Raw genomic sequence first — 19,290 nt, forward strand, 5'->3', positions numbered from 1 at the left:
CATTTACGTCATTTTCAAAAATACAGCATTTACGAGTGCACCTGCGGAATGTGGGTTACAGGCTTTTACGCGGGCCGGAAGGCGCACGCCTTCGTGCGATTGCAATGCAGGGTTGTCAAAGCAACAGGACAGCCAAGGCAATCGCATGGATCAGGGCGAATTACATGAAGCCATTACGGGTTGAAGAACTCGCCCAACTGGCTGGAATGGGGCTGTCCACATTCCACCATCATTTCAAGGCGCTAACAACACTCAGCCCGCTTCAATTTCAAAAAGGGGTTCGGCTCCATATTGCGCGCAACCGTATGCTGATAGATGGACTGGATGCGGCAAGCGCGGCCTTCGAGGTTGGATATGAAAGCGCCAGCCAGTTTAACCGCGAATATAGCCGTTACTTTGGCCAGCCACCAAAGCGGGATATTCAAAATCTGCGCTCTACGGTATAATTGAAAACGGTCTTCATGGGGTCACGGATACAAAAACTGCCCTACGTACCAGTTCGTCCGTGCAAAATTTCCTCTTGCAAGATGTGTATTTTGTCCAAATTAGCTTTGGTAAGCAAGAGTGAATTCAGCTTTTGGCTCACTTTCTCTAAAATCTCCTTGTAAAAGAACCCAGTGAGTAACTCTAGTGACTGTGAACTTTTCTGTTTGAGAATAGACGTTTTGATTTGCATAAATCTCTAGAGATTCGCCAATATTAGGTACTCTGCTCGCTCATTTGAACAACTGTCACAGATTCTTTATTAAAATCAGGTCTAATATTTAAAACAGAATCATCCAACATTAACGCAACTGGAATCATTGTTATTACCTTATAGTATTACAAATACAATGAATAAGAGGTAAGCCTTGAGGCATTGAAGAAAAATAGATAATTGAGTGCAAGGCGTAAGTAAAATACTGCTAATTTCGGTTGGGAACTCAAGAAGCAAGATGGAGAGCAATACGATAATGTGATGGATATATGGATTGCTTTCGGGTATTTTGCATTATTGACAACACAACAAAGACCTAGCACATATGTGTTGTGTATATCGTGCTAGTTAAATCTTGGGTATTTTAGTTAACAAGGAGTAGGTAAAGAATGATTGTGTACAACAGGGTCAGAGCTACATGGTGTAGTCTGTTCAGACGCTGACATCTCGGTTATTGTCAGAGAGCGAATCAACTCCCGAATCACATCAGTTGCTGGTCTACCTGTGTTGGCACAATATTTTTCAAGTTTTTCGCTTTCAACTGATGCGAGATTTATTGTGATTCGTTTGACAGCCCATTTTTTGTTCATGACTTGTTGTAATAATTAAATTTGAGAAATTATGTAGGCTTATAACGTCAGATGTAATGGTTAACATTTAACAGTTTCAGCCAGATGTTAACCACAGCATACTTGCCGTAAAACTATTTTTAGCACATCATTAGCCAGGGTATTCACCTGTAATTCAAACTTCACTGATAAATTATTTATATAAATTTTAGATTTATTTGATAAAAGGCTATCTCTTTTGCAGATATTGTTATACCAATTCTTTATGAGTCTGCATATAATAAAGCTTGGTGAAACAGAGCTTCAAGGATAAAGTCATACTAAACTGTAAACTGTCTTGTATTTGATTTGTACTTTCCATTCTTGCTCCAGCCATTGGACAATTTGTCTATAACTGCTAAATCCTTCTGGAGATTCTAATCTCGACACTAGCTGTGTCAGCATTTCTCCTTGAATTAAAGGACTTGCCCCTGGTGCAGTTTTTACCTCTAAAAGTTTAGATAGTCCTCCTTGTTTATACCTTTGCAGCCATCTCGTGATTGTTGATCCATCTCTTGCCCAACCTTCGGCTCAATTCTTAATGCTGCGTCACTTGCTCTGTTTTGAGCCACCAGAGCATCTGCAAACGCTCTTTTTCATCTGCTGTTCGCGCATTTTTCAGGCTTTTTGACAAATACTCAGCACTTTCTTGAACTTCTAGGTTGAAAGGGCGTGCCATTGCTTCCTCAAGAGTTTTTTCTTTTATGCTCTCTATTCTACAGTTCTATGCACCTTCACTTAGACTTGGTATAAGTTTTAAACGGACTATTTGGTTGGACGCTTTTCGGAGTGGGTATCAACTTCTCTTTTTAACTGTGCCAAACCCAAGACAGCGCAATTGAATTGTTTAGAGATCGCACTGAGTTGTTTCAAGATGGAGTCGATTTCTTGTACGCGGTTTTCGGCACTCCGCAAATATGCAACGCCTAAATTCTTTTTTAAAACTTGAGTATTTCCCAATTATAATTGTCGGGAAAAGGTTCTATTTCCCAAACTATGCTTTCTCCAGCTTCTAAGGCAACTTCTACGTAGAGTTGTTCTACAGCCGTTGCAGCTACATCTTCATTATTGGGAAAAGGCTGTAAATCTTCGGTAAGTAATCGGAGTTTAAAACCACCGGGAATAGCTGCACCGATTGCGGCATTACGTAATTCAAATCGCCAAATAGTTGCATCTGGCTCACCTTGTGGTCTAATCAAAAGTTCGTAAATTTGACCTGCGATCGCCAACCGACGAGAGAGAATGGTACTTGGTTGTGTGTCTTCCACACCCCGCGCCCCAGCAGCACTAAGTTGTAAATCAAAGCTTCCCCAACCAACAGCCTCAGCAACTTGAGAAACACCGCTTTGCAACCATTGGAGAACTGACCACTGTTCTGGTAATTCTAAGCGTCGTTGATATAAATTTTGTCGCCAACCGCCATGTTGAATTAATCCACCCCACAGTTGAAAAGGGATTTCTTGGCGAGGTGTAAGTATTTCCGGGTTTCCCAGACGGGCAATTAAATTTTGTGCCTGTTGTGATGATAAGCTTGGAATCTCTTGGATAGGGCTACGGGTGGGTTCTTCTGGGCACAATTGACGCGCCATCGCTAAAACGCTGATGTCGTTGATTATATCAGTAGCATCGAGGGAATAAGTGCGATCGCTGGCATCATAACTGCCTTGAGTTTTTAGTTTTTCATGGCTACAATAACCCCAAACCTTAACATAGCCTTCGTCTGGTTCAACTTGCACAGCTAAATAATAATCACCTACCCAACTAGGAATATCCACCCATTCTTGGGGGACTCGCAATTCACTCAAATCAATTGCTTCACTGGGAACTAAGACTAATCTTGTTGTATCAAGCGTGAGTGCAATTCCATTAACCAGTTCCCAGAAACTGGGTAAAGCAGTGGTAGTTGGCCAAACCTTTGTCTGTGATGTCCAGTCTTCTTGCAACCATAGCAAGATAGCACCCAGGCAAAGTTGATTAATATAAGCTTGATAGCGAGAACTAGCATTAGAAAAAGCTTGGCTGTGTAAATCCGCTTGGTTTTGGGTAGTTGTAGGGATTTCCAAAACCATATCTGTTGGGTTAGCGAAAGTAAATACAGTGGTGTCAGTAGTCATAGGGATTGGGGTTGAGGTTCTAGGCTAAATTAACGGAGCTTTGAGGTGGATTAACGAAGCTTTGAGATGGATGAACAAGGTTCTAATATCATGTCCGGATAAATTAGTTATGATTTCCACAATCATTGCACCCCACCCCCAACCCCTCCCCGCTTGCGGGGCTACAGTGTACACACAAGTCGAATTACCCCCCTCAATCCCCCCTTGGAAAGGGGGGAAGCCGGAAATGTAGTTCCCTCCCCTTTCCAAGGGGAGGGTTAGGGTGGGGTAAAACCTTGGTTAATCAGCTATTTCAGACTTATGTATACACCGTAGGCTTGCGGGGAGGGGAGACAAAGCATAGCTTTGGCGGGGTGGGGTGATTCGGGTTTAATAAGTAATCAAGCGGACATGATATAACTCGCCTTGTCCCCAATCCCCACTCCCTTGTCATACACCATAGTAATTTTTCAACCATTCCTCCATTAGTATGTTTATATTCTTGAGTAGGTCTGAAGTAACGGAAATATGCAAACTATCTTTACTCCAATTAGCTAAAAAGCGTAACAAAGTTTCTTGGGCTTTTTTTAGTCGCCGTGAGACAGTATATTGCTGTATTTGTAATTGTTTGGCAATTTTGTCTTGAGTTAATTCTTTAGCATAATAAAGTTGCAAAATTTCTTGTACTTGCGGTTCAAGTTGAGCGATCGCAGCCACTAAAACTTTGTTAATCTCAGTTTGTTGAAAGTTTCTTGTTTGTTCTTCTTCTTGAGCAAGAATTTCATTAATTAGAGATTCTTGTTGTGTTCCAGGAATATTATCAAGCCACTCCCACGAATCATCGCTCCCTTTAGGGATATTGAGAGAGTCAACGGGAAAATAGCGATAGCGGCGTGCGGCTTTAGCAGCAGTTAAAAGCCACTTTTCTAGGGTTTGGGAATTGACTTGCTGACCACTTTGTGAATTATAAGCTTTCGCGATCGCCTCCCAAATCTCATTATCTGGTTGAGAAATTTGGCGAGAAGTACCTTTTTGCGTTGGGATATATATACTTTTGAAACAGTTCCAAGCGAGGACGTAACTGTTAATATCTTCTAGCAATAAACCTGCATTTTGTAAAGACTCCACCAAAAACTTTTTAGTAATTTTTCGTAATAATCCCCAATCGGTACAAATATCAATTTCACGATTTTGGCGTAAATTTTCCCGAATAGCACTGCTAAAGAGGGCAGTAGCGTAGTTTTTTAAAATAAAGCCTCGATCTGGATTAAATCCTTTGAGGACTTTATGAACTTGAGCGATCGCAATCTGAAAACAGTCTGATAGCTTGTACTGAGTACTCGCAAAACTGTTAACTGTTTTTTGGGATGCCCAATAACAGGATTCTTGCAAGTAAGCTGCCAGATGCTCTTTAGCCAGTAGCTTCGTTTCAGATATCAGCCAAAATTTATACCAATACAAAACCCAAAAATGTTCCGAAGTTTCTTGAGACGTGCGGTTGAGATAACTTTGCATACTGCGACGTAATTTTGGTTCCGTCGCCCAACCACTGAAGCGATCGGCGTCAAATTGCACAAAAGTTGAAAAAATTTCAATGATGCTTTGTCGAGGATGCATAAAAAATTGTCACCCAACCTATAGAAAGACTGAAAGCGTTAAAGGACGCCTACACAAACTTTACTACAAGGTGTGAGGATTATATTTCGACTTAAATGAAATATTTTATACTTAGCCAACTGGTAATCGTGTCTACTTATCAATAAGTTACAAAAACAATTACGAATAATGGAGTGTGACTAAAATGTTGAAACGTTCTTTGAGTATTATTGCTGCTAGTAGCATCTTAACTACTGCTTTAATCAATCCTGCTTTAGCTGTACCTGCTGACTTTATTGGTACTTGGGTAAATAAAGATGCCAATACTTCTAATATTACTCGTTTAGTAATTACCTCAGGTGGTAGCAATAAATTAAATATTCAGGTGTTTGGCAAATGTCATCCTAGTAATTGTGATTGGGGAACTGCACCATTAGTTACCTATGGTATTAATGTCCAAGATACTAATCATAAATATGCAACAGCCAACTATAATAAAGGGTTCGCAAATTCCTTGCTAACCTTGGGATATGCTCGTCAAGAATTACTGTTGCAAGGCTATACGCAGTTTTTAGATAATAGCGGCAGACAAAATTACTATTCTCGTGAATACTTTCAAAAGCAAACAAGAGTGAGATAAATAATCACTAAAAATCAGCATCAATTATTACTCTAACAACAATAGAGAAGTTTGCAAGTAAGTGAAGCAGCGCGGTCTTCTCCCAAAGGGAGAGGCTAGCGCCTTTCCTTATCACCAGTAATTAATCGTCCAACTGCAAATAGTCTTTGGGGTAATTTATCATATTCTTCTAACTTGACTAAATTAAAAGCTGGTTATACTAGCAATCTAGAAATATTCTCTTCACAAGTTCCACCATCGCCGCAAGCATTACTCAATAAACAATGGTATCTCCAAGATTTAACTACTTATAATACTGCTGCGTATCCAGAAATCCCTGAAGGGGTGGGGCCATTTCGCGCAAGTTGGGTTTCGACTAACCTTGAATATGAAATTGTTGTTGTTTTAGAAGATAAAGCATGGCGTTGCACCAATACATCTCTAGAACATTTGCAGCTAGAAGAAAAAAGTATTTCGCTGCTGAGAAATTTAGATTTGGTATTTGGCACTGTAACTTGGAGTATTGATAGTAACTTAGAGAGTGCCAATATTGCTCGTATTAACCCTTATCCATCGCTGGAAGAAATACAGTTTGTTTGGTCAGATTTTGCTCCCGCACTTTTGGAGACTATTTTCTCATGATTTATGCAATTGGTCTCGATTCAGATCGCACTTTTTGTCATTTTGTTAACTATGCTGAATCTCATGGTGCCGAAGTCCAAATAATTAATTTACGCGAAGTAATTCAAAATGGAGATTGGAGGCTAGCATTACCCAATGATAATCAAAGCTGGATAAGTTGTTCTAGCCAAAAATATGTATTAAATCCTCATGGTTCTTATTATTGTCGCTTGATTGACCTTTCAACCGTACAATCAGATGTACAAGATGCGATGCGATGGAAAAGTCTTCTTGCTGCACTTTGCTGTTGGCTAGAACATATTCCCGGTAACGTAATTAATCGTCCTGGTGCTGGCGCAAATAATTTCTCAAAACCGCTTCATGAATTTCATCTAAAGTCTTTAGGTTTTCAAGTTGCTGATAGCCTTACTAGTTCCAATCCAGAAGTTCTAGCTGAGTTTGCTAACGCTGGATTGACAATTGTTAAGACAACATCGGGTGTTCGTGCCGATAGTAGACTGGTAAAATCAGAGGAGTTTCTCGATTTTCACCCAGACGCTGGCCCAGTTCATTTGCAAAGATATATAAAGGGCGCTGATGTGCGGGCGCATGTAGTGGGTGATAGAGTTCACGCAGAATTAATAAAATGTCCACAGGTAGACTATCGCCATTTTCATGAAGAAGCTGAGTATATCGAGTGGGAATTACCAGAAGCTTTACACCAAAAAATTATTAATGCAACTGCTGCATTGGGGTTAAAGTTTGCAGGTTGGGATTTTAAAGTTACTGACTCTCTAGAGTACTGGTGTTTAGAAGTTAATCCAATGCCCGGATACGATGGATATGATATTCGGGCAGATGGGAAAATAACCGACTCGCTATTAGCTTTGCTTACAGAAGATATTGCAGGAAATAGTATTAGTTGGTATACAGATTCGCGTAATGAAATTTTCTCAGAACAAATTGTGACATCTGAACAGTGTTATGATATTTGTTCTGTAATTCATAGTTTAAGAGAATTCTGGATAAAACGAGGAAACTCCCCAAAGTTTTTCTATACTTTAGGTACAGCTAGTTACTTAGATTTCTTAAATCAACCTAATTTTTCTAAGGATTATTATACTATAGCTCATGAATATAATTTACTTCTAGAACTACACTTAGGTTGGCTTTATAAGTTAATCAAAAAGTATTTAGAGCAGACGCTTATCAACCCTGTAATGTATAAACCAGATGCAGCGCTGCCCGGTTTTCATATTTGGCAAAATTCTAATCTTATCACTAAACCCAATGCTACCACACACTTCGATTTGCAATACCGAAATCTCAAATGGGATGAAGGTAAACTCGATACTATAAACACAATATCGTTTACTTTACCAATTAAACTGCCGAAAAGTGGGGGTGGGTTGAATGTTTGGGATTTCAACTATATTAATGATTATAGTCAAGCGATCGCAGGTGATGTAGAGATTCTTAAACGATTTAGAACCAAAACTTTTCATGATTACAAAGTTGGTGAAATTGTCTTGCACAGTGGACACACACTTCATCAGATTGCACCAACTACTTGTATTTATCCTGACGATGAAAGAATAACTCTGCAAGGTCATGGATTGTTTTGCGATGGTCAATGGTTACTTTACTGGTAATTACAATCTCCCTAACCTATGACCAGTCTTTGCATATAAAATTTATCGGCTTGGGACTGCAATTCAGTTATTATTAATTCTGTATAGCAATCTTATCTGAGTTGTAATTTTATCCTAAAGTATAAGTCACAGAGCGTTAGGAATGAAGGACTTTTGAGAAAATCTTGGCATCTTTGCAAATATTTTGCTGTTGTTAAGCGGTTATTTAACTTCTTGAATAATCATCAACAATTTGATTTTCCTAAGTTACAACAGTATCTACCTTGTTTACCTGACTTTTCACGGTATCTGGAAAACCTCTCTCTAAATCTCTCTCCTAAAAGGAGAGAGACTTTGAATTTTCCCCCTTCCCGCGTCGGGAAGGGGGTTAGGGGGTTAGGTTAATCGTTAGCTTTTCCACATAACGTGAAAAGTCAGCCTTGTTTACAACGCATTTAGGACTACTGTAATGCCACCAATTGGGATCGCTAGTCGCTCAACTTCAGTCAAACAAGCTGCAACTCCTAAGCTATGGCTAATGTTGGTGGGAGTCAATCAATATCAAGATGACGGACTACCCAGCCTTAGTTATTCAACAGTAGATTGTCAGGGTTTAGCAGAAGCATTGGTAGATGCATCTGCACAATTTACTCAAACAGAGGTAACAATACACCATGATTTTGCATCGCAACCACCATCTTTAGAAAACATCCGTGCTAGTCTCCGGCAAATTACCACTGCGGCTCAACCTATTGATACTATTCTATTTTATTTTTCTGGACATGGGATTGTAGAACCAAACACGCAGCAAGCATTTTTGTGTTTGGCAGATACTCAAAAATCTCATCTCCAAAACACAGCTTTAGCTTTACAAGAACTTTTGCTATTTTTGGGTAATAGCGGAGCGCAAAATCAGCTTGTTTGGTTAGATGCTTGTCATAGTGGCGGGATGACACTTAGAGGTACAACAATAGAATCATTGCTGAATGCTACACCAAAAATGGTTGAAGTATTACAGCAGCGGGCTGCTAAAAGTAAAGGTTTTTATGCTTTGCTTTCCTGTGATGCTAACCAGCAATCTTGGGAGTTTCCCGAATTGGGACATGGAGTGTTTACTTATTATTTAATGAAAGGATTGCAAGGTGAGGCAGCAGATAGCCAAGGCTTAATTTATGTGGATAATTTATATCGATACGTGTATCATCAAACTCTTCAATATATAGATAAAAGTAATCAACAATTGCGGCTGATTAATCAGCAGAAAAAAACTAAAGGAGAAACTCAACTCTTTCGAGAATATCCGTTGCAAACTCCTAAACGAATTGTTGAGGGAGTTGGGGAACTAATTGTAGGAAAAAGATTAACCCAGGCAACTTTTGGAGTGCATCGCCGGATAGGAATAGTAGTAGAGGGATTATCAGTCAGCAAAACAACACTAGATATTAGCAAATTTCTCGGAAGTGCTGGAGATTTTGCACTAGAGTATTTGCCAGCAACAAAAGTATCTGCCGATCGGATCAAAGAAGCGATCGCTCGTCATTTACAACAACCAGCATCAGAAGTTATTCTGCTTTATCTGCGGGGACGAATTGAAGAAACCGATGCAGGCGAATGGTTATTGCTGGCAGAAAATATCCGCATCAAGCGTTCTTGGTTGAAACAACAGCTACGCCTCTGTACCGCTCAACAAATTATTATCCTCGATTGTCCTGTAGCTAATACATCCTTGCAAGATTGGGTAGAAGATTTGCAAATTGACTCCCACCAAGGACAATGTTTAATCGCCTACGCCTCACCTGCTGAGGAACCAGAACGCTTTGCCCAAAAATTTCTCGATACTTTGATGGCGGCAACCCATACAGATGGACTCTCAGCCGCCGGAGCGATCGCTCAACTACAATTATCCTTGGTAGGTAGCGGTGTGACTCTTTACATCTGGTTATCAGGTACGCAAGGCATTATAGAAATTCTCCAAGCAAAAAGTTACACAAATACAGCAGAAACAACCACAGGATTGGATTTGGGAGTATGCCCTTACATGGGGTTAAGTGCTTTTTTGGAAGAAGATAGTCAGTATTTTTACGGCAGAGAAGCTTTAACTCAGCAGTTAATTCACCAACTACGCGATCGCTCTTTTCTAGCCGTTATCGGTGCTTCTGGAAGCGGCAAATCTTCAATTGTGCAAGCTGGTGTAATTCCCCAACTGCGATTGGGTAAACAAATACCTAGTAGCGAACAATGGTGGATTAGAAGCATTCGTCCAGGGGCAAATCCTCTTGAAGCTTTAGCGCGGCGGCTTGGGGGAGTAGGGGAGCAGGGGGCAGGGAGCAGGGGGCAGGGGACAGGGGGCAGGGGGCAGGGGACAGGGGGCAGGGGGCAGGGGGGGCAGGGGGAGAATTATTTTTCATCTTCCTATCTCTTGTTAGAGGGAATATTTCACCAAGGAGTAGAGGGATTTGTTTACTGGATACGTAACCAACCCCATAGAGTTGTAGTGCTAGTGGTAGATCAGTTTGAGGAAATCTTTACCCTGGCTCCAACTTCTGACAGAGAGCTATTTTTAGAATTATTGCTGGGAGCGGTGCAATATGCTGGCGATCGCTTCAAATTAATTATTACTTTACGGGCAGACTTTATTGCCTCCTGTTTAGAAGTACCAGCACTGGCTAAAGCTTTGCAGGATTTGAGCGTGTTAGTTCCACCGAAATTAAGTTTGGATGATTATCGGCGGGTGATTCTCAACCCGGCTCAACAAGTCGGATTAAAAGTAGAACCAGAACTGGTGGAAGTATTGTTGCGGGAGCTAAATCACTCGCCAGGAGATTTGCCGTTACTAGAATTTGTTTTAGAGCAATTATGGCAACATCGAGTTGCTGGTGAGTTGACTTTACAAACCTATCAAGAGCAACTAGGCGGAATTCAAGGAGCATTAGAGCGCTCGTCTCAAGCTGTTTACGAAAGTTTAGATGCCCAAATGCGAGAGTGTGCTAAATGGATTTTTTTATCTTTGACGCAACTAGGTGAGGGTACAGAAGATACTCGCAGACGGGTACATAAATCAGAGTTGATAGTCAAAAAATATCCCGCCGCATTGGTAGAAAAAACCCTCAACGCCTTAACTGCTGCCAAGTTAGTGGTGATGAATTTAGAAGAAGATACAAATATTGCCGAGGGTAGTAAAGGAGACAACAAAACAAGTACCCTTCCGTCTCCCTTGTCCCCTTCGCCGATAACAGTAGAAGTCGCCCATGAAATCCTCATCCGTCATTGGTCAACTTTACGCTGGTGGTTAGAAGAAAATCGCGATCGCTTGCGAAAACAAAGGCAAATTGAACAGGCTTCCCAATTGTGGCTGCAACGTAGTCAGCAAGCTGATTTTTTGTTGCAAGGAGTGCGACTAGCAGAGGCAGAAGATATCTATATTAAATATACCGACGAACTTTCTGCTGATGTACAACGGTTTATTGAAGCTTGTTTAGTACAAAGAAAACAACAGCAACAACAAGAGAAAAGAAGACTCAAGCAAGCCCAAAGGGCTGTAGTTGCATTCAGTGTTTTGGGATTAGCGGCAGTCTGTTTTGGCTCTTTAGCCTATTGGAAATCCCAAGCAGCCCAATTGCGAGAAATTGAAGCATTAAATGCCTCATCTCAAGCTAATCTTTTATCACATCAGCAGCTAGAAGCGTTAATTGCCAGCGTCAAAGCAGGTAAACAGCTAAAAAACACTTTTGGCGCACCAGCCGAGTTGCAAACTCAGACTCTCAATGTTTTACAACAAGTAATTTCTGGAACTCAAGAGCGCAACCGTTTGGAAGGGCATAGTGCTGAAGTATCGAGCGTGAGTTTCAGTCCTGACGGCAAAACAATTGTATCGGCTAGCAACGACAAAACGGCCATAATTTGGGGACAGGATGGCACAAAGCTACGAACATTAACAGGGCATACTGATATAGTGCGGAGTGTCAGTTTTAGCCCAGATGGTCAAATGATTGCAACTGCTAGTTTTGATCGTACTGTGAAGTTGTGGAGAACTAGCGACGGTGGTTTAATTAGAACACTAAAAGGTCATACTGCGGAAGTTCTGAGTTTATCTTGGTCTGCCAACGGTGAGACGATCGCCACTGGTAGCGCCGATCGCACTGCTAAAATTTGGCAAGTTAGCGATGGTCATTTGCTGAGAACTTTTAGTGGTTATAAAGATTTTGTTAATAGTGTCAGTTTTAGCCCTGATGGTGAAATTTTGGCGATCGCTAGTGCAGATAAGACTGTTAAACTTTGGAGGGTTAGCGATGGATTGTTGCAAAAAACCCTACTTGGGCATAGCGCCGCAGTTTCCAGTGTCGCTTTTAGCCCCGATGGTCAAATAGCTTCAGCCAGTGAAGATAAAACCGTGAGACTCTGGCGCAGAGATGGCACACTGCTAAGAAGTATTCCAGCGCACAATGCAGGAGTTCTCAGCGTCAACTTCAGCCATGATGGTCAAACCTTAGCTTCCACCAGCGCTGATAGCACAATCAAACTTTGGAGTTCTAAGGACGGCTTTTTACACCAAACTTTACTAGGACATAGTATTGCAGTCTATAGCGTCAGTTTTAGCCCAGATGACCAGACTTTAGTTTCGGCTGGCGCTGATAAAACTGTTAGACTTTGGCAGCGAGATAATCCTCTATTCAAAACTCTGACAGGATCTCAAGGTCAACTCTATAGTGTGAGTTTTAGCCCCGATGGGCAAACTCTAGCCACCGCAGGCCTTGACACTACGATCAAACTTTGGCGAACTCGTGACGGAACTTTGCGCCAAACTCTGGAAGGTCATAGTACTTCAGTTTATGGACACAGCGATGAAGTCTACGGTTTAGCCTTCAGCCCTGATGGTCAAGTATTAGCCTCAGCGAGTCTTGACCATTACATTAAACTTTGGCGGACTCGTGACGGCTATATGATTAAAACCCTCCTAGGTCATCGCAGCAATGTCAATAGTCTCAGCTTTAGCCCTAATAGTCAAATTCTGGCAAGCGCCAGTGCTGATATGACCATTAAACTTTGGAATATTCAAAGAAAAGCTTTAATTAAAACTCTCCAAGGACACACGGCTGAAGTTTTGAGCGTTAGTTTCAGCCCTGATGGTCAAGTATTAGCCTCAGCTGGTAGAGATAACAAAGTTTTGCTTTGGAGAGTTAAGGATGGCAAGTTACTGTATAATTTGCCAGGACATACTAATGCTGTCAACGCCATCAGTTTTAGTCGTGATGGTCAAGTACTCGCCTCGGCTAGTGCTGATAAAACTATCAAACTCTGGCAAGTCAGCAATGGAACTTTACTACAAACTCTTACAGGACATACTGATGGCGTCTACAGCGTCAGCTTTAGTCCTGATGGCAAGATAATAGCCTCAGCGAGCGGTGATGGAAGCATTAAACTTTGGAACCGTGATGGCAGAGAACTCAAAACTCTCCCAGGTCATACTGATGCAGTATTGAGCGTCAGTTTTAGCCCTGATGGGAAATTTTTGGCTTCTGCCAGTTTTGATGGTACAGCTAAACTTTGGCGTCTTTTTAGCACAGAACTGCAAACCCAAGATTTAGACAATCTACTGATTCGCAGTTGTAAATTGCTAAAGGATTACCTCAAAACTAACCCGAATATTAGCGACCAAGAACGGGGTTGGCTATGTTCTGATTGACGGAGCTAGAATTGATCGTATCTTGTAAACCTGTACCCAGCTTTTGCAACAATGTATCTCTGCGAGGAGGTCTGGGCCCTGGTCCTTTCACCGGCGAGTTACCACCGGTTGGCCCCGGTGATTGTTCATCTCCTGGGTTCCTGAGTTGATTCTCAATTACAGGAGTTTGAAACTCCCCTTTTACCACAACTTGTTGTAAATTACCAACTTTGGGTGTAATAAGTTGTACGGGATTTGCCAAAGTAGGTAAGGCAGTGAATAATATCGTTGGTAATGCGATCGCTAAACCCAAAATTTGCTTTTGCATATCAAGCCTTTTTCCTGTTTAATATATACTTTCAGCTGAACTACTAGGGAGCGTGTACCTCTGTAGATACTTAGCTACAAAGGCAAGCAACAGTATTCCAGATTTTGGGTTTAAAACCCTTCACTGACTTAATAGATCCAGTTGAGTTTTTTTATGCAGTTTTCTGAGTAGTGTTTCCAGAACTTATGTCTATTAAATAATTAAAGCGATCGCCGCCAAACAATTATAGCGAAATCGTCCCAATGTCCCTATGCACATTTGGGTTGCACCGCGCGTTACGCGCCAAATCAAGCGGGAGCGCAGTGATTCTAAATGTCAAGTTTTACGGTACTCAACTGTTTCACCATCTCCGGATCACGATGGTCGAAGAAGCTGCTAACCTTCATATCTAGCGAGATAATTGCATCCATATCTTCAGGGCTAAGTTCAAAATCGAAAATGTTGAAGTTCTCAACAATCCTTTCCTTACGAACTGACTTTGGAATCACCACGATTCCTCTCTGGGTCAGCCAGCGCAGGATCACTTGAGCAACGGTTTTCTTGTATTTCTCAGCGATCGCAAGCAGCAGTTCATTTTTGAAAATGTTGTTCTTGCCTTCAGCAAACGGTCCCCAGGATTCAATCTGAACATTGTTTTCCTCTAAAAACTTCTGGGTTTCAATTTGCTGATGGAAGGGATGGGTCTCAATTTGATTGACCGCAGGAACGACTTCGTTATGAACCATCAGATCCATTAAGCGATCGGGTTGGAAATTGCTAACACCGATGGCTCTAATCTTGCCTTCTCGATAAAGTTCTTCCATTGCTCGCCACGAGCCATAGATATCGCCGTAGGGTTGATGAATCAGATAAAGATCCAGATAATTCAATTGCAATCTTTTGAGCGATCGCTCAAACGCCTTCTTTGTATTTTCGTAGCCAGTATCCTGAATCCAAAGTTTGGTGGTGACAAAGATATCTTCTCTTGGCACACCACTTTTTTCAATGGCTTTGCCAACGGCTCCTTCGTTTTGATAAGCAGCGGCGGTATCAATTAAACGATAGCCCGCACGTATTGCTTCATATACGCTTCTTTCACACTCTTCGAGGTCAGTTACCTGGTAGACACCGAACCCTAAAATGGGCATCTCGACACCATTATTCAGTACAACCTTTTGCATTATTTCTCTCCAAATTGTGCTTTTTCCTTCAATGAGCGGTCAGTAGCCTTGTGATGATTCGTGGTTGACCTCTGCCACTTGATCGCAACCAGCCATAATGGTTTGGGTCTGGTCTAAGGGATAGTTATGCCAGACCCAAAAACTGCAATCAATGTTTAGCGACCAGTCATTTGCTCCAGCTTTTCGGGGTATCTCGCCCCTTGCACCGTAATTTGGGAGGCGGCATCATCGATGTCACGCAGATCGTCGGGCGTGAGTTCGACGGAGACTGCCCCAATGTTTTCGTCCAAGCGATGCAGCTTCGTGGTGCCTGGGATCGGAACAATCCACGGCTTTTGGGCCAGCAGCCAGGCAAGTGCAATCTGAGCAGGTGTCACCTGTTTCTGTTCGGCAATGCTACCGAGCAGATTAATCAGGGCTTGATTCGCCTTGAGAGCTTCCGGCGTAAAGCGAGGCAAGGTGCTGCGGAAGTCGGAACTGTCGAAAGTGGCGTTTTCGTCGATCTTACCAGTGAGAAAGCCCTTGCCCAACGGGCTGTAAGGGACAAAGCCGATTCCGAGTTCCTCAAGGGTCGGTATCACTTCTTTCTCAGGAGTCCTCGTCCACAGCGAGTATTCGCTCTGGAGAGCAGTGACTGGCTGAACTGCATGCGCGCGACGAATCGTTTGCACTCCTGCTTCCGAGAGTCCAAAGTGCTTCACCTTACCTGCCTGAATCAGTTCCTTTACCGCTCCTGCCACGTCTTCGATCGGCACGTTCGGGTCAACCCGGTGCTGATAGAGTAGGTCGATTGTCTCGACCTTGAGTCGCTTGAGCGAACCCTCAACGGCCTGCTTGATTTGCTCCGGCCGGCTATTCAGGCTGGGCGAACCCTTCATCCCGCGAGGATCGGAATTAGGACTCAGGTCGAATCCGAATTTGGTGGCAATGATCACTTGCCCCCGAAAGGGAGCGAGGGCTTCGCCCACAAGCTCTTCGTTGGTGAACGGGCCGTAGACCTCGGCGGTGTCAAAGAATGTAACGCCACGTTCGACGGCGGCCCCCAGAAGAGCGGTCATCTCCTGCGTGTCTTTGGGTGGGCCATAAGAAAAGCTCATTCCCATGCAGCCCAGCCCGATAGCCGAGACTTCCAGATTACTGTTTCCAAGTGTGCGCTTTTGCATTATTTGAACTCCTGTCTTTGATTTAAAGGTCGAACTGTCTTAACCTAAGATCGGGTCTGGTATTGCCGCAGCAGTCGTTTATCTCGCGTATGTAGTCTTCTACAGCGGCCGAAATGTCAATGAGAGAACATATTCTTCGTTAGTCAATCGCGATCGTCACCATTACTCCGTCGCCACTTCCTGAAGGCATTTCAACGCGTTCAGTGTTCGGGGATATCCCACCCAAGGCAACAATTGTGTAATCAGATCCAGCAGTATATCTTTGCCGTTGCCGACATTCAGGTTGCCTTGAATGTGCCCCTTTATCTGTGATTCCACCCCGCCCAGAGCAATGAGGATAGACAGTGTGATCAGCTCCCTGACTCTTATGTCTACACCATTGCGGGTGTAATAATCGCCAAAGCAATTGGCAGACAGAAACCTTTGAATGTGCAGCTGCTCTTTGGGCGATCGCTGATACATTTGATCGATCGTTTCGCCGAATACAGCTTTCTGTATTGCCAGCCCTTTGTCGTAGCGTGTTTCCGGGCTGGTGGTAGATTGCCCTTCTAAAGGTAATTGAATACCTCTGCTGGACATCACTTCATTCGTGGCATGAACGAAGTCAAATGCTTTCGCCATACCCACGTAGGGTACCGACTGATACAGGATCTCCTTGATTTCAATCGGCGTTACTCCGACATTGAGCGCAGCGCCCACCATAACCCTGTATTCGTTGACTGCCTGGCTGCCGATGATAGATGCCAGAATCAGCACGACTCTTGTCTTTGTATCCAGCTTGCTCTCAGCAATTACTTCGTCGAAGGCGAAGTTGTCAAAGACTTCGATCAGTTCAGGGTCGGTTACTATCAGGGTCGATTTGTGGTTTGGAAAGAGTTCCTCATGGTTTTTATCTGCCGCTTCACTTATCCTTACAGAGTCCTGCTGCTGTGTATTTGTCATCCGCACCTCCTTATTGGGGTTAAAATTCTATGGTCAGCGATTCCGTCTACAATCCCGTTCGCTTTTCCAACTCTTCTGGATAGCGATCGCCTTCGACTGTAATTTGCGCCAATGCCGCGTCGATGCTTTGCAATTCGTCCTGCGTCAGTTCGATGTCTGCTGCGCCAATGTTTTCTTCCAACCGATACAGTTTAGTCGTACCAGGAATGGGCACAATCCACGGTTTTTGCGCCAGTATTCAGGACAGGGCGATTTGCGCTGCTGTAGCTTTCTTCTGGTTCGCCACCTCTTTCAACAAATCCACCAAGAACTGGTTGGCATCGAGAGCCTCCGGCGTAAACCGGGGAACAATGCTGCGAAAGTCGGATTTGTCGAATTTCGCGTCCTTGCTGATACTGCCTGTCAAGAAACCTTTACCCAAAGGACTAAATGGCACAAAACCGATTCCCAACTCTTCCAGGGTAGGCAACAAGGCTTCTTCCGGACGCCGCCACCACAGGGAGTACTCGCTCTGAACGGCAGTTAACGGTTGGACTGCGTGTGCCCGACGCACGGTCTGTACACCTGCTTCTGAAAGCCCCCAATGTTTGATTTTGCCTTCACCGATCAAATCCTTGATGGTTCCGGCTACGTCTTCGATCGGCACTTGGGTATCCACGCGGTGCTGGTAGTACAAGTCAATTACATCGGTCTTTAAGCGCTTCAGCGAACCTTCTACGGATTCCCTGATTCCTGATGGATGACTGTCCTGCACCTGCTTGCCGTCGTGTAACTTGATGCCGAACTTCGTGGCAATGACGACGCGATCGCGGTAAGGTTTGAGCGCTTCGCCCACCAATTCTTCATTGGTGAATGGCCCATACATTTCGGCTGTATCAAAGAGGGTGACGCCACGCTCCACCGCGGCTTGGAGCAGGGAGATGCTTTCTTTCTTGTCGAGGGTATGGCTGTAGGCATAGTTCAACCCCATACAGCCTAGCCCGATCGCCGAGACTTCTAAGTTACTGTTTCCAAGTTTGCGCTTTTGCATTGTTACTCCTTTGAGGTTCTACCTCGGTTATGCAGATTTAAGGGATGCCATATCGATACAGAAGCGGTATTTCACATCGGACTTGAGCAGGCGATCGTAGGCTTGGTTGACCTTTTGGATCGGGATAACTTCGACATCTGCGGTGATGTTATGTTCGCCACAAAAGTCGAGCATTTCTTGGGTTTCGGGAATGCCACCGATGTTTGAGCCAGAGAGATTGCGGCGCGCCATAATCAGGCTAAATGCCGAAACATCCAGGGGAATCGGGGAAGCGCCAACCAAAGTGAGGTTGCCATCGAGGCGGAGCAGGTTGAGATAGGCGTTGATGTCGTGCTTGGCGGAAACGGTGTCGAGGATGAAATCGAAGCTGCCAGCGTGCTTTTGCATCTCTTCGGCATTGCGGGAGACGACCACTTCGTCGGCACCCAGGCGGAGCGCGTCTTCCGTCTTGTCGGGTGAGGTGGTGAAGACGACAACGTGGGCACCAAACGCACGGGCAAACTTCACGCCCATGTGTCCCAGCCCCCCAAGACCGACTATACCAACTTTCTTACCCTTGGTGACACCCCAGTGACGCATGGGTGAATAGGTTGTGATTCCAGCACACAGAAGTGGTGCAACCCCGGCGAGATCGAGGTTGGAGGGAACGCGCAGCACGAAGCGTTCATCAACGACAATGCTATCGGAGTAGCCCCCATAAGTAACGCCACCAAGATGCTTGTCTGGAGAGTTGAAGGTGAGGATCTGATTCGGGCAGAAATTCTCAAGGCCAGCTTTGCAATTAGGACAGGTACCATCCGAATCGACTAAGCAACCGACCGCCGCGAGGTCGCCGGGCTTATACTTGGTAACTGCCGAGCCGACCTGGGTGACACGTCCCACGATCTCATGACCGGGGACAATCGGGTAGTTCGTGGACATGAAATCGCTCCACTCGTTACGCACTGAATGGAGGTCGGAGTGGCAGATGCCACAGAAGAGGATTTCGATCTGAACATCGCGTTCGGTTGGATCGCGCCGGGCGATCGTGTCGGAAGCGAGCGGTGCAGTTGCACTGGCTGCGGAGTAAGCTTTGGCGTTGTACATAAATTGATGCTCCAATCTGGAAGATAAGCTGGTTTCCTTCTACTCGGTCTTGAA

The 19,290-nt window shown here is 43.8% G+C and carries 16 protein-coding genes and 1 pseudogene; 5 read left to right on the forward strand and 12 right to left on the reverse strand.

From position 1 onward, the window contains the following. Positions 1 to 446, forward strand: a 446-nt coding sequence (locus HWQ43_RS02570; RefSeq protein ID WP_292729828.1) for an AraC family transcriptional regulator, incomplete at its 5' end; no start/stop codon positions are given. Between the two features lie 619 nt (positions 447 to 1,065). Here the strand turns inward: HWQ43_RS02570 and HWQ43_RS02575 are convergent. From HWQ43_RS02575 to HWQ43_RS02595, 6 genes are all read right to left on the reverse strand, one after another. Beyond that, positions 1,066 to 1,287, reverse strand: coding sequence for a CopG family transcriptional regulator (locus tag HWQ43_RS02575; protein WP_292729831.1), 222 nt, complete (start codon positions 1,285 to 1,287; stop codon positions 1,066 to 1,068). A 294-nt stretch (positions 1,288 to 1,581) separates the two neighbouring features. After that, the gene (locus tag HWQ43_RS02580; RefSeq protein ID WP_292729924.1) at positions 1,582 to 1,806 is read right to left on the reverse strand and encodes a helix-turn-helix domain-containing protein; all 225 of its coding nucleotides are present in this window, start codon (positions 1,804 to 1,806) and stop codon (positions 1,582 to 1,584) included. Between the two features lie 37 nt (positions 1,807 to 1,843). Further along, positions 1,844 to 1,984, reverse strand: a complete 141-nt coding sequence (locus HWQ43_RS02585; protein WP_292729834.1) for a hypothetical protein — start codon at positions 1,982 to 1,984, stop codon at positions 1,844 to 1,846. 86 nt (positions 1,985 to 2,070) lie between these two features. After that, positions 2,071 to 2,265 (reverse strand): DnaB-like helicase C-terminal domain-containing protein, encoded by a 195-nt coding sequence (locus tag HWQ43_RS33675; RefSeq protein WP_366932769.1) that lies wholly within the window; start codon positions 2,263 to 2,265, stop codon positions 2,071 to 2,073. Next, positions 2,244 to 3,419 carry a DUF1822 family protein gene (locus HWQ43_RS02590; RefSeq protein ID WP_292729837.1) on the reverse strand — a complete coding sequence of 392 codons (1,176 nt, stop codon included), beginning with the start codon at positions 3,417 to 3,419 and terminating at the stop codon, positions 2,244 to 2,246. The genes HWQ43_RS33675 and HWQ43_RS02590 overlap by 22 nt, the downstream gene beginning before the upstream one ends. A 429-nt stretch (positions 3,420 to 3,848) precedes the next feature. After that, positions 3,849 to 5,015, reverse strand: a complete 1,167-nt coding sequence (locus tag HWQ43_RS02595) for a sigma-70 family RNA polymerase sigma factor (protein WP_292729840.1) — start codon at positions 5,013 to 5,015, stop codon at positions 3,849 to 3,851. A gap of 184 nt (positions 5,016 to 5,199) precedes the next feature. Between HWQ43_RS02595 and HWQ43_RS02600 the strand changes: the two genes are divergently transcribed. The 4 genes from HWQ43_RS02600 to HWQ43_RS02615 all read left to right on the forward strand — a co-directional run bounded on the left by HWQ43_RS02600 (position 5,200) and on the right by HWQ43_RS02615 (position 13,548). Further along, on the forward strand, positions 5,200 to 5,634 hold the full coding sequence (locus HWQ43_RS02600) for a hypothetical protein (RefSeq protein ID WP_292729843.1): 435 nt from the start codon (positions 5,200 to 5,202) through the stop codon (positions 5,632 to 5,634). A gap of 174 nt (positions 5,635 to 5,808) precedes the next feature. Further along, positions 5,809 to 6,255, forward strand: a complete 447-nt coding sequence (locus tag HWQ43_RS02605) for a hypothetical protein (RefSeq protein WP_292729845.1) — start codon at positions 5,809 to 5,811, stop codon at positions 6,253 to 6,255. Continuing rightward, positions 6,252 to 7,886 (forward strand): hypothetical protein, encoded by a 1,635-nt coding sequence (locus HWQ43_RS02610; protein ID WP_292729847.1) that lies wholly within the window; start codon positions 6,252 to 6,254, stop codon positions 7,884 to 7,886. The genes HWQ43_RS02605 and HWQ43_RS02610 overlap by 4 nt, the downstream gene beginning before the upstream one ends. A 448-nt stretch (positions 7,887 to 8,334) precedes the next feature. After that, positions 8,335 to 13,548: a caspase family protein gene (locus HWQ43_RS02615; protein ID WP_292729850.1), complete on the forward strand. Its 5,214-nt coding sequence runs from the start codon at positions 8,335 to 8,337 to the stop codon at positions 13,546 to 13,548. On the opposite strand, the gene HWQ43_RS02620 is transcribed toward HWQ43_RS02615, so the two are convergent. The 6 genes and pseudogenes from HWQ43_RS02620 to HWQ43_RS02650 all read right to left on the reverse strand — a co-directional run bounded on the left by HWQ43_RS02620 (position 13,511) and on the right by HWQ43_RS02650 (position 19,236). Then, entirely contained in the window at positions 13,511 to 13,855 is a 345-nt protein-coding gene (locus HWQ43_RS02620) for a hypothetical protein (RefSeq protein WP_292729853.1), read from the reverse strand. The two genes, HWQ43_RS02615 and HWQ43_RS02620, sit on opposite strands and share 38 nt — an antisense overlap. A 308-nt stretch (positions 13,856 to 14,163) precedes the next feature. Beyond that, on the reverse strand, positions 14,164 to 15,015 hold the full coding sequence (locus tag HWQ43_RS02625) for an aldo/keto reductase (protein ID WP_292729855.1): 852 nt from the start codon (positions 15,013 to 15,015) through the stop codon (positions 14,164 to 14,166). A 155-nt stretch (positions 15,016 to 15,170) separates the two neighbouring features. Beyond that, positions 15,171 to 16,178: an aldo/keto reductase gene (locus HWQ43_RS02630; RefSeq protein ID WP_292729857.1), complete on the reverse strand. Its 1,008-nt coding sequence runs from the start codon at positions 16,176 to 16,178 to the stop codon at positions 15,171 to 15,173. A 162-nt stretch (positions 16,179 to 16,340) separates the two neighbouring features. Next, on the reverse strand, positions 16,341 to 17,120 hold the full coding sequence (locus tag HWQ43_RS02635; RefSeq protein ID WP_292729859.1) for a carboxymuconolactone decarboxylase family protein: 780 nt from the start codon (positions 17,118 to 17,120) through the stop codon (positions 16,341 to 16,343). A 46-nt stretch (positions 17,121 to 17,166) separates the two neighbouring features. Then, positions 17,167 to 18,150: pseudogene (locus HWQ43_RS02645) on the reverse strand (aldo/keto reductase). A 27-nt stretch (positions 18,151 to 18,177) separates the two neighbouring features. Next, the gene (locus tag HWQ43_RS02650) at positions 18,178 to 19,236 is read right to left on the reverse strand and encodes an NAD(P)-dependent alcohol dehydrogenase (protein WP_292729867.1); all 1,059 of its coding nucleotides are present in this window, start codon (positions 19,234 to 19,236) and stop codon (positions 18,178 to 18,180) included. Positions 19,237 to 19,290 lie beyond the last annotated feature (54 nt).

This window comes from Nostoc sp. JL31, assembly GCF_017114965.1.
In the GTDB taxonomy this organism is placed as follows: domain Bacteria; phylum Cyanobacteriota; class Cyanobacteriia; order Cyanobacteriales; family Nostocaceae; genus Nostoc; species Nostoc punctiforme_A.